General features: G+C 72.0%; 9 protein-coding genes. 7 read left to right on the forward strand and 2 right to left on the reverse strand.

What is annotated here, in order from left to right; translation table 11 throughout:
- The first annotated feature begins 170 nt into the window (after positions 1-170).
- From ACOADB_RS26820 to ACOADB_RS26840, 5 genes are all read left to right on the forward strand, one after another.
- Positions 171-1,943 (forward strand): hypothetical protein, encoded by a 1,773-nt coding sequence (locus tag ACOADB_RS26820; RefSeq protein ID WP_378606242.1) that lies wholly within the window; start codon positions 171-173, stop codon positions 1,941-1,943.
- A 126-nt stretch (positions 1,944-2,069) separates the two neighbouring features.
- A complete protein-coding gene (locus ACOADB_RS26825) occupies positions 2,070-2,438 on the forward strand; it encodes a YraN family protein (protein WP_378606245.1) in 369 nt (122 codons plus the stop codon).
- A complete protein-coding gene (locus ACOADB_RS26830) occupies positions 2,438-4,063 on the forward strand; it encodes a YifB family Mg chelatase-like AAA ATPase (protein ID WP_378606247.1) in 1,626 nt (541 codons plus the stop codon). The genes ACOADB_RS26825 and ACOADB_RS26830 overlap by 1 nt, the downstream gene beginning before the upstream one ends.
- Complete coding sequence (dprA, locus tag ACOADB_RS26835; RefSeq protein WP_378606250.1) at positions 4,060-5,193, forward strand: DNA-processing protein DprA; 1,134 nt, start codon at positions 4,060-4,062, stop codon at positions 5,191-5,193. The genes ACOADB_RS26830 and dprA overlap by 4 nt, the downstream gene beginning before the upstream one ends.
- 48 nt (positions 5,194-5,241) lie before the next feature.
- Positions 5,242-6,183, forward strand: coding sequence for a tyrosine recombinase XerC (locus tag ACOADB_RS26840; RefSeq protein ID WP_378606253.1), 942 nt, complete (start codon positions 5,242-5,244; stop codon positions 6,181-6,183).
- On the opposite strand, the gene ACOADB_RS26845 is transcribed toward ACOADB_RS26840, so the two are convergent.
- Positions 6,131-6,706, reverse strand: a complete 576-nt coding sequence (locus tag ACOADB_RS26845; protein ID WP_378606256.1) for a M23 family metallopeptidase — start codon at positions 6,704-6,706, stop codon at positions 6,131-6,133. The genes ACOADB_RS26840 and ACOADB_RS26845 overlap by 53 nt on opposite strands.
- A gap of 246 nt (positions 6,707-6,952) precedes the next feature.
- Here ACOADB_RS26845 and ACOADB_RS26850 point away from each other — a divergent pair, with 246 nt between their 5' ends.
- Complete coding sequence (locus ACOADB_RS26850; protein WP_378606259.1) at positions 6,953-9,892, forward strand: BTAD domain-containing putative transcriptional regulator; 2,940 nt, start codon at positions 6,953-6,955, stop codon at positions 9,890-9,892.
- 19 nt (positions 9,893-9,911) lie between these two features.
- On the opposite strand, the gene ACOADB_RS26855 is transcribed toward ACOADB_RS26850, so the two are convergent.
- Positions 9,912-11,171, reverse strand: coding sequence for a hypothetical protein (locus ACOADB_RS26855; protein WP_378606262.1), 1,260 nt, complete (start codon positions 11,169-11,171; stop codon positions 9,912-9,914).
- A gap of 174 nt (positions 11,172-11,345) precedes the next feature.
- Between ACOADB_RS26855 and ACOADB_RS26860 the strand changes: the two genes are divergently transcribed.
- Positions 11,346-11,803, forward strand: a 458-nt coding sequence (locus tag ACOADB_RS26860) for a DNA-binding response regulator (protein ID WP_378606265.1), incomplete at its 3' end; no start/stop codon positions are given.

An 11,803-nucleotide genomic window follows, 5' to 3' on the forward strand; every position in this document is an offset into this window, starting at 1 on the left:
ACAGTGCAGCGCCTCGGGCTGCACGGTCACCATTGCCCCCTGCGAGGGCGAGACCACGAAGAGCTGCGCGACCGTCGTCGTCGAGATCGACTACGACGGCATCATCTCGGGCTTCGGGCTCGTCCTGCCGGACACGTTGTCCTACACCGCCGTGGCCAGGGTGAGCTGAGATGGCGAACCGCCGGATGGACCAGCGCGGCGTCACCGCCGTGCTGATGGCGGTGGGACTGACGATCGTGGTCGTCGTGTCCGCCGCGTTCGCGGTCGACCTCGGCCAGCAGCGCGTCGTGCGCCGCGACATGCAGGCCGTCGCGGATGTCGTCGCGCTCGATCTGGTGCGCCTGTTGAACGGCGGCAAGGCCTCGGCCTACGACAAGTCCGCGTTCGACGAGGCCAAGAACCGCAGCGTGAGCCGCAACGACGACGCGCTCGGCGGCGCGTTGACCAGCGCTGACGTCACCTGGGACTTCGTCAAGCGGAACGGCGACAACTGGGTGGTCATCGAAAAGACATCGGACGAGGTTCCGGCCGCGGTCAAGGTGTCGGCCACCTCCGACACTTCGTTCGCCTTCGGCGGGGTCACGGGGGTCGCCCGTGGTGGGTCGACCCGGACCGCCGTGGCGCAGGCCGAGGAGTCCGCGTGCGTCCGCGTCGGATCGTTCATCGCCTCGCTCGACACCGCCCAGAGCGCGTTGCTCAACCCGTTGCTCGGCGGCCTGTTGAGAAGCACCGTCAACCTCGACCTCGTCAGCTACAAGGGGCTCGCCGCGGCGAATGTCTCTCTCCTCGACCTCGTCAACCTCGGTGGCCTCGGCGTCGGCACCGTTGACGAGCTGCTCGCCCTCGACAACCTCAAGGCCGGGGACCTGCTCATCGCCACGGCCAAGGTGCTGGACTCGAAGGGCAAGCTCGTCGAGGCCAACATCCTGCGCAGCATCACCGTGGGGGCCTCTACCCCCACGATCGCGATCGGCGACCTCCTCAACCTCGCGCCGGGTGACTCCGCCGCCCTGGGCGCCGGCATCAACGTGCTGGACCTGGTCACCGGCACCGCCTTCGTGGCGAACCAGGACCACGCGGTCGCGATTCCGAACCTCGGCATCTCGCTCCCGGGCGTCGCCAGTGTCACGACCTCGTTGAGCGTCATCGAGGCGCCGAAGCCCACCTGCAAGGGCGACGCAGACCCCGCCAGCACCGCGCAGATCCGGCTCAACCTCAGCGCCCACATCAACGGCCGGTCGCTGAGCGTGCCGCTCCTCAACACCTCGGTCACGGTGGCACCGATCGACCTGGCGATCTCGATCGACCTGGGCAAGGCCATCGCCCAGGTCACCAAGGTCACCTGCAACCCCACCGGCCCCGAGAGCGTGACAGTGGCGCTCTCGTCCGCAGTCGTCGGCGGCGTCAGCATCTCCGCCAACGCCGGGATCAAGGCCACGGTCGACCCCGTCGGCGGCCTGCTCACCAACGTGTTGGGGCTGCTCGGCCTCGGCAGCCTGCTCAAGCCGCCCTATCTCACGCTCGACACGTCCCTCAACATCGCCGCCGGTACGGGAATGTCGTCGACCTTCAACAAGACGGTCGTCGTGCCGGTCCCGGGCGGCTACACCACACCCGTCGGCAGTGGCACCGGGATGCTCCTGGGCGCCGTCACGGTCACCCCGGCCGTCAACACGGACCTGGTGCTGCACTACTGGGACGGCCTGCTGATCCTGGGCAGCTGGAAGGAACGGCACATCACCGATCCGTTGAACTCCGTGTTCACCGGCGTGCTGAACCCGATCATCCAGAACCTGCTCAGCGTTGTGCTGAACCCGCTGGTCGCGACGTTGCAGACGGCGCTGATCGAGCCGCTCCAGGACATCCTCGGACTCCAGTTGGGTGGCGCGGACGTGTACGCCAAGGAGACTCCGACCTGTGGTGGGCCCAAGCTGGTCGGCTGACCTCAGGTCACTCCGGTCACGCCGCTGGCCATGAATCGAGAACAACCCTGTGGATGACTCCGGTCGTCCACAGGGTTGTCTCGTCGTACTGCCGCGGAGTCGGGGTGCTCGTCGACGCTGGCCCGCATGACAACCACGGCACAGGCGAAGCAGGCGCTCGGCGCGTACGGCGAGGAGGTGGCCGCGCGGCACCTGGGTGATCTCGGGATGGCGGTCCTCGAGCGCAACTGGCGCTGCTCGGAGGGCGAGGTCGACATCGTGCTCCGCGACGGCACGACCCTGGTGGTGTGCGAGGTGAAGACCCGGACCAGCCTGGTCGCCGGCACGCCGCACGAGGCGATCACGGACGCCAAGCTGGCCCGTCTCAAGCGACTTGGTGAACGCTGGGCCGAGGAGCGCGGCATCCGCCCGGCGGGGATCCGGGTCGACCTCGTCGCCGTGATGCGGCCCCGCCGCGGCCCGGCGCAGGTCGACCACGTCACGGGGCTGTGCTGATGCCGTTCGCGACGGCGCACTGCGTCGCGCTCAACGGTGCCCTCGGTCACCTGATCGACGTGCAGGCCGACGTCTCGCCGGGCCAGGCCAACGTCATGGTCGTCGGGCGGGCCGGCGCGGCGCTCCGCGAGGGACTGGACCGGGTGCGGATGGCCATCATCAACAGCGACCTGGACTGGCCGGCGTCCAAGCGCACCACGATCCTGCTGTCGCCGGCGGACCTGCCGAAGTCGGGCACCCAGTTCGACCTGGCCATGGCGCTCACGGTGCTCGCGGCCGACGGCCAGATCGAGCACCGCGACATCGCCGGCACCGCGTTCATCGGCGAGCTGACCCTGGCCGGCGGCCTGCGCCCGGCCATCGGGGTGCTCCCGATGACCCTCGCCGTGGCGGCGCGGGGCGTACGACGCGTCTACGTTCCCGAGCCGCAGCTCGAGGAGGCCACGATGGTCCCCGATGTCGACGTGATCGGCGTGCGTTCGCTGGCCCAGGTGGTGGCCTCCGTGCGCGGTCATGAAGTGCCGGACGCGCCGCCTGTCGCTGAAGCCTCGGGCTCGCGCCTGCTCACTTGGTGTGGCGACGAACGCCTCGACGAGCTCGACCTCGCCGACCTGCGCGGGATGGCGGACGAGAAGTACGCCGCGGAGGTGGCGGCTGCCGGTGGGCACGCGCTGCTGCTGTCCGGTGCCAAGGGATGCGGGAAGACCAGCATCGCCGAGCGGATCCCGACGATCCTTCCGGACCTCACCCCGGAGGAGTCGCTGGAGCTGACGGCGCTCCACTCGCTCGCCGGCGTCCTCGAACCCGGTCAGGGCATGGTGGTGCGTCCGCCGTTCGCAGCGCCCCACCACGACGCGAGCAAGGCGAGCGTCATCGGGGGCGGCCTCGGCCGGGTGCACCCGGGCGAGATCAGCCGGGCCCATTGCGGCGTGCTGTTCCTCGACGAGTTCCCGCTGTTCAGGTCCGACGTGATCGACGCACTGCGCCAGCCGCTGGAGAGCGGCGACATCACGATCGCCCGGCGTGACGAGTCCGTCACCCTGCCGGCCGGAGGGATGCTCGTGCTGGCCAGCAATCCGTGCCCGTGTGGCAACTGGGCGGCCAACGCACGGGCCAATCGCTGCACGTGTGCACCGCCCGTCCGGCGCACCTACGAGACCCGGCTGACCGGACCGATCGCGGACCGGATCGACATCCTCCGGCACGTGCAGCCGGCCACCGCCGCGAGCCACGACCCGTTTCGGCCGGTCGAGACCTCCGCGGACGTCCGGGCCCGGGTCAGCGCCGCCCGACAGCGCCAGCAGCGGCGCTTCGCCGACTCCAGCTGGCGGCTGAACAGCCAGATCCCGAGTCCGCGGCTGAAGGACACCTGGCCGGTGGCCGAGAAGGCCCAGCAGAAGCTGGACCAGGAGACGTATCGCGGGCGACTCAGCGCCCGTGGGGCCGTGCGCGTGCTGCGGGTGGCGTGGACCGTCGCCGACCTCGCGTCGGTGCGCACCGGGCGCGACGTCGTGCCCGGCCTCGCCGAGGTCGAGACCGCGCTGCGCCTGCGCCGGGGCGAAGCGGTGGACCTGCGGGCGATCCGCGGCGGGTATGACCTCGACGTGTCGGAGCAGGCCGGATGACGACCGACGACGAGCGCCTTGCCCGCGCCACGATCAGCCTCGTCGCCGAGCCCGGAGACCTCCGCTGCTTGGGCCTGACCCGCGAGCTCGGGGGAGTGGAGTTCCTGAAGGCGTTGCACGAACATCCCGACCTCGGCTCGGTGCTCTCCGCGGTGGCCGCCCGCCTCGCCGACGTACGCCCCGAGCGGGAGCTGGAGCGCGCCGAGCGGCTCGGCGTCCGCTTCGTGATTCCCGGCGACGAGGAGTGGCCCGTCCAGCTGGACGACCTCGCCCACCTCGCACCCCTGCACGAGCGGGGCGAGGTGCCGGTCGGTCTGTGGGTGAAGGGTCCGCTCCGCCTGGACCAGCTCGAGCGGTCGGTGGCCGTGGTGGGAGCGCGCGCGTCCACGACCTATGGCGACCAGGTGGCCGGTGACATCGCTGCCGTCGTCGGAGGTGCTGGTCGGCCCGTGGTGTCCGGCGCGGCGTTCGGCATCGACTACGCCGCCCACCGCGGCGCCCTCAGCGCGGGGGCGCCCACCGTCGCCGTCCTCGCCTGCGGCCCCGACCGCGCCTATCCCGCGGCCCACCGCGAGATGCTCGCCCACCTCGCGCAGCACCACGCCGTGGTCTCGGAGTCCCCGCCGGGTGCCTCGCCGTTCCGGATCCGGTTCCTGGCCCGGAACAGGCTGATCGCGGCGTTGGCGCGGGGCACGGTGGTGGTCGAGGCGGCCGTCCGCAGCGGCGCCCTCAACACGACGAACTGGGCCGAGCGGCTGAACCGGGTGGTGATGGGAACGCCGGGCCCGCTGACGAGCGTGGCGTCCGAGGGCGTGCACCAGCTGATCCGCAGCGGTGCCGCCACGCTGGTGTCCGGTGGGGAGGAGGTGCTCGAGCTGCTCGGCGCGGCAGGGGACGACCTCGTCGTGGAGCCCCGCGGTCCGGAGCGGGAGCGGGACCGGCTGGCGATCAAGGCCCAGCAGGTCCTCGACGCCGTGCCGGTCGTCGTACCCGCCTCGACCGAGTCGATCGCACTGGTGGCGGGGCTCGGTGTCCCGGGCGTCGGCGAGGTCCTGCGCGGCCTGGCCGACGAGGGCTACGTGGAACAGCTCCCCGTCGGCTGGCGGCTCGCAGAGCGTGCCCGGTGCTGACGCGCGTGGCGCGGCCGGAGGCGGCGTACGGCGACCTACGATCGATCAGTGACCGCGACCGCCGACAGCCGCGATGCGTTGCCCGAGGGCTTCGCGCGGGTGCTGGGTGACTACGAGCGGCATCTCGTGTCCGAGCGCGACCTCGCGGCGCACACGGTGTCGGCGTACCTCGGCGACATGGTCGGGCTGCTCGACCACGCGGCGCGGCTGGGCCTGGACGACATCGCCGAGCTCGACCTGCGGACCTTGCGGAGCTGGCTCGCCAAGCAGCAGACGATGGGACTGTCCCGCACGACGCTCGCGCGCCGCGCCACGGCAGCACGGGTCTTCACGGCCTGGCTGGCCCGGACGGAGCGTGCCCCGACGGACGCGGGGTCGGCACTCGGCTCACCCAAGCCGCACCGCACCCTGCCCTCGGTGTTGCGGGTCGATGAGGCGAACGAACTGATTGCCGCGGCTGCCGCGCTCGCTGACGACGGCAGCCCCATCGGGGTGCGCGACGTCGCGATGCTCGAGCTGCTCTACGCCACCGGCATGCGGGTGGGGGAGCTGTGCGGGCTCGACGTCGATGACGTGGACCGGGACCGCAACGTGGTCCGGGTCTTCGGCAAGGGACGCAAGGAGCGGACGGTTCCGTTCGGGCATCCCGCGGCTGCGGCGATCGACCGCTGGGTCAAGTCCGCCCGTGCCGACCTCGCCCGACCCGGGTCGGGTCCGGCCCTGTTCCTCGGCGCCCGCGGAGCCCGGATCGACCAGCGCGCGGTACGCACCCTGGTCCACCGGCGCCTGGCCGACGTACCGGGGGCGCCGGACCTGGGGCCGCACGGCCTCCGCCACACCGCCGCCACCCACCTGCTGGAGGGCGGTGCCGATCTCCGGTCGGTCCAGGAGGTGCTCGGCCACGCATCGCTGGCGACCACGCAGCGCTACACCCATGTCACCACCGACCGACTCCGAAGGGCCTATCAGCAAGCCCACCCACGGGCGTGAGTCCGCGGTCCTGCCACAGCGGGAGCAGGCGGACCGGACCGCCGCCGACCAGGCGCAGCGGATCGAGGTAGGTCTCGCCCCGGAGCCAGCCCCAGTGCAGGCAGGCCTGCGGGAAGCAGTGTGACCCGACCAGCTCGAGGTGGCCGACGACGTCGCCGGCAGCCACTGCGTCCCCGGGCGCGACCACCGCCGTCACGGGTTCGTACGTCGTCCGGGTGTCGCCGTGGCTGACCACCACCACACCGCGCCCGGCAATCCGCCCCGCGAACGCCACCCGCCCGGGGAGTGCGCTGCGGACCGGTTGGGCGACCCGGCCGCCGAGGTCCACGCCCCGGTGCCCGGAGCCCCATGGATCGTCCGGTGGGTCGAAGCGCCCGATCACCTGGGGGCGGGGTTCCAGCGGCCACGACCCGACCGGATCGTCCGCAGCCCTGACGGCGCCGGGGCTGCCCAGGAGGGCAACGAGGGTGGTCGCGACGAGTACCAGGAGGCGGGCAGAGGGCTGCGGGGAACGGCGGGACATGGGGATCACCGTGCCCCGGGACCCCGGTTCGCGGGCCTTTGGGGCCAGCCGCCTGTGGACGAAATGCTGCCCGATTTGTCGTTGTGTCTGACAGATGGACATTTTTCCGCTATGCAGGGAATCGAGGGTTTTCCCTGTATCGGACCTGGAGCCCTCGCCTGAATACTTCTCGCGGGACAGCGAGGACATGCCGGTGCTGGCGTGACGCGGGTCCCGCTGTCGACGGGACGACGAAGGAGGCGGGTGATGGGGCCGGGACTGCAGGCTGAGCCGACGCCCACCGCACCTGCGACGCCTGCGACAGCCGGACCGGTCGTGATGACCAGTGCCGACCGGATCAGCCTCCCCGGCAGGACGCCGATCCGCCCCGAGCGGCCCGAGCTCACCGGTGTGCCGGACGCGCCCGGACTCGTGAGGGCCCGCCTGAACCGACATTTCGACGGCTTCCTGCAGGCCAGGATCGGTGCCGTGGTTGCGCCGGCCGGGGTCGGCAAGACGACTGCGCTGGCGCACTGGGCGCGTACCTCGCCCGCGGACATCGCCTGGTGGCGGGCCACCTCACGCGACACCGACCGGATCGCGCAGTCCATCCGCGGCCTCGCCGACGCTGTCCACCTCCTGGCACCCAGCCACCCACGAGCGACCTGCCGCGAGTCCCTCATCGATCGGCTGGCCGAGTACGACGGCACCCCGGTCCTGGTGATCGACGACTTCCACCACGTCGACCATCCCGAGGTCGCCCACCTGATCGAGGACATCCTCCAGGCGACGACCGCGCGGGTCGTGGTGGTGTCCCGCGCCGAGCTGTCCCTCAACCTCGCGCGCTCGGAGTTCCCCAGTGTCGTCGTCGGCATCGATGCGCTGCGCTTTCGGCAACCCGAGACCGACGAGCTGTTCCGCTCCGTGCACGGGGAGCCGTTGACCAACGACGACGGCTGGTTGCTGACCCGTCAGACCGACGGCCTCGCTGCGGCGCTGCACATGTTCAACCAGGCCACGCGCGGCTCGGGCGACCACGCACGTCGCCACGCGTTGCAGGACCTGTCCGGCGGCGCCACCTTCGCGATGGGGTACGTCGCCCGCGAGATCCTGTCCGGCCTCGACGCCGCGGACGTGCGGCTGCTGCGCCAGACCGCCCCACTGGAGCTGCTCACCGCCGACCGCTGTCGGGACCTCGTCGGCGTGGACTGTGGCGCCTGGCTCCAGCGCCTGGTGCGCCAGGGGCTCGTGCGGGGTGTGCCCGGCGGGTACGCCCTGGCCCGGGTGGTGCGCCACCAGCTCCTGGACGAGCTCGCTGACGAGATCGGTGCCGACGACTTCCGTGCTCGGGTGCTGGCCTGCGCGGCCCGGATGGAGGCGGACGGCCAGCCCGCGTCAGCCGTTCGCACCTATGTCGCGGCGGGCGCGTGGGATGCGGCGGCCGCCGTACTCGACGCCAACGCCCTGGCGGTGCTGTCCGACCCGGACCTGGACTGGCTCGATGCCGCGTGCGTCAAGGGTGCGTGGCGACCGATCGCACGCGCGGTGCGCGAGCTGAGGTCGGGCCGCCTGGAGGCGGCGCAGGACGAGCTCGGTCCGCGGGTGCTGCACACGTCCCCGGCCCTGGTCGCAGCAGACGAATGGATGCGCAGGGCCCTGCGGATGTGGATCGAGGGCGACCTCACGCCGGGGCGCCCCTGGTTCGAACGGCTCCGCTCCGCTGTCCACCGCCCCGACCCCCTGCGCTACTCAGGGAGAAGCCACGGACACCAGGACCTGGAGCACCGGTTGCTCCAGGCGGTGGACTGCGCCGTCGCGGGTGACCTCGTGTCGGCGCGCCGCCTGGCCGACGTACCGCCTTCGGAGCATCCCGTGGCGTTGGCGCTGTCCGCACTGACCGCCCTGTTGTCCGGGCCGGCCGGCGTCGAACGCCTCGTCGACGAAGCCGAGCGGGGCGGCGTGCCGTGGGTCAGCAGGCTCGCCGGCGGGATCGCGGACCCGGTCAGCCTCCCGCGTCGCCGCGACGAGGCCGACGCGATGGGGGACCGCTGGGGTGCGCTCGTCCTGGCCGCCCTGCACGCCGTGCTCAGCGCCCGCGCCGGCCAGCCGTCGGTCTCCGAGTTCGACGACCTCGTCCGCCGCTGCCGACTGCTCGGCGCGCCCGCGCTCGAGGCATGGGCGCGCGGTGGCCTGGCCCTCGCCGGTGCCTGGACGGGTTCGCCCGATGCTGCTCGCGAGGCCGAGCTCGCCGTCGGGTTCGCCCACACGGCCCAGGTGCCCGGGGCGCTGGCCCTGGCCTGGGGCGTGCTCGGCACGCTGCGTCGTGATCCGAACCTGCTGGCCGACGCGACCGCGGAGGCCGACCGGATCGGCTTCGACTGCCGGCCGTGGGAGTGGATGGAGAAGAGCGCCGAGCGGCGACCCGAGGTCGTCGTGGCCGATCGGGCGGCTCCCATCGAGGTCCGCTGCTTCGGCGGCTTCGAGATCCTGGTGAGGGGCGTGGCGCCCGGGTTCGACGGCGTGCGGCCGCGGGCCCGCGCCCTGCTCCGCGTCCTTGCCCTGCACGCCGGGACCTCGGTCCACCGCGAGATGCTGGTCGACGCGATGTGGCCGCAGCTCGACAGCAACGCCGGCACCCACAACCTCCATGTCTGCGTCTCGAGCCTGCGCGCCGCACTCGAGCCCGGCGTCGCCCGCGGCGCGAGCCACCTCGTCGTCCGTGACGGCGATCGCTACTCCCTCGCCCTGCCGGACGGGTCGGTGTCCGACCTCCGCGACTTCGACCTGCGCACCCGGGAGGCCGACGAGTGGCGTGCCCGCGGTGACGTCGGGCGAGCCGCCGCCGCCCTGGACCTCGCCCTGCAGACCTACACGGGTGACGTCCTTCCCGAGGACGGGCCATCGGAGTGGGCCGTGGGCGTTCGTGACCGATACCGGGTGCGTGCGGCCCAGGCTGCCGCGCTCCTCGGTGAGCTCCGGCTCGCCGAGGGCCGTGCGGCCGAGGCCGCCGTCGCCGCCCAGCGCAGCATCGAGATCGAGCCCTGCCGGGACGCCTCCTGGCGCCTCCTGGTCAAGGCGTACGACGCCGCGCAGGATGTCGCGGCGGCCGAGCGGGCCCGGCGTTCCTATGCCTCGGTGCTCGCCTCGCTGGGCGTGGTCGAGTCGACCGCCGACCTGTTGAAGGGCGCCCGGGCCACCCAGCCCTGACGCCCTTCCCGTCTGCGGATCAGCTGGCCGGGACCGACAGCTCACCGCCGAGCAGTGCCGACGTGTCGCACCGGGTGGCCGGCGGGGCGTCGGGAGGCGTTCCCGGCGTCCGGCAGGTCACGACCAGGCGGATCTGGTCGGATGCCACGATCGGCGAGACGAAGTGGAAGTCGAGGTCGCGGAAGTTCTCCAGCGCCACGTCCATCTGCACCTCGCCGTCGACGGACAGCACCGCGCGGCCGAAGTCGCCCTGCGGGTTGCTCAGCACCACGTCGGTCAGGCGGTAGACACCCTCGTCGGTGATTGGGTAGGTCGCGGCCTCGGTCGCGTTGTCCAGCGGGTCGGCGAAGAGCCGCCGCGAGACCTCGGTGACGATCACCTTGGGGGCGGGCTTCTGGCCGGCGACCTGGTCGGCCTTGTCGGCGGACTTCTGTGCGTTGGTCGCGGCACCGTTCGCCGCCTCGGCGTTCTTCTTGGCTTCCCCGGCCGCCTTCTCGGCGTCGGCCGCGGCTTCCTCGGCTGCTTCCTTGGCCTGCGACTCGATGGTCGGCTTCAGGAGCGTGAACCACAGCGCGGCCAGCAGGCCGGCCAGCAGGAGCAGGCCGAGCAGCGCCCAGATCAGCCACTTGGGGATGACGGGCGTCTGGACGTAGGTGCCCTCGAGCTCCACCGGGGTGCTGTTCTCCGGGGTGACGTCGACGACGAAGTTGTGGGTGACGGGTTGGCCCCGCCAGATGGCGCGACGCCCCTTGACGCGAACCTTGGTGAAGCGGGCCTCGCCCGGCGGGATGATCAGCCCGACCGGGTTGACGCCGAGCAGGGCCCGGTTGCCTTCCGACGCGGCGTGGACCAGGACGTTCACCGGCACGTTGCCCCGGTTGTCGATGGCCACCTGGTGCTTGCCCCGCCGCCCCTGGGAGGTCCGCGGGACCAGCTCGGCCGTCGTGTCGAGGAACGGGAGGATCTCCAGGACCCCTTCGGGCACGACGGCGTTGTTCGGGTTGTCCCGCGGCGTGATGACGACACCGAAGCGCTGGGAGCCCACCGGCGTGCTCGCGGAGCGGGGCGGCCGGAACGTCACGGTCGCCGTCGTCGCCGTACCGGGGTAGAGCGACACCTGTGCGGGCTCGACAGTCGCCCAGCTCGCAGGTCCACCGACAACGGTGATGTCGTAGCCCTCCACGACCGTGCCGTTGTTCTTGATCTGGAGCGGGATCACTGCCTCCGACCCGGGGTCCAGCTGGACCGTCGGGGATTCAAGGCTTGCAGTAGTCGTCACGCTGGCAACGCTAGGACCTCGGGATGGTCCGGCCACCCGTCGCAGGGGAGGACTTACGGGCAATCGGATGTGCCCGTTGAGCCACTGTTGAGTGCACAGAGAGTGCCCTCTGGTGTGCTCCTCAGGACCGCCCCTCCCAGCGGTCGCGTTCGAGCCCGACAGGAGTGCATCCGCATGATGGATCGTCACGTCAGAGTCCACGTCCACGCCATCGACCCCATCCTCAAGGCGGGCGTCGTCAGCCATCTGCGTCCGCGTCCCGAGGTGCGGATCGTCACCGAGGAGGAAGCCGGACAGGCCGCGGTCGCCGTGGTCGTCGCGGACCGGGTCGACGAGGAGTCGTTGCACCTGTTGCGCAAGCTGCGCCGCGACAGCACCGGCCCGAGCACGGTGCTCGTCGTCGGTGGCCTGGACGACACCGACCTCGTCAACGTCGTCGAGGCCGGAGTGGTCGGTGTCCTGCGCCGACCCGACGCCAGCGCCGACCGCCTGGTGAATGCGATCCTCGCGGCCGCCCGCAACGAAGGCACCGTCCCGCCGGATCTGCTGGGCCGGCTCCTCGACCAGGTCGGTGCGCTCCAGCGCGGCGTGCTGGGGCCGAAGGGCATCGCCTTCAACGGCCTGGCCGCGCG

The organism is Nocardioides sp. CPCC 206348 (assembly GCF_048654705.1).
Lineage (GTDB): Bacteria > Actinomycetota > Actinomycetes > Propionibacteriales > Nocardioidaceae > Nocardioides.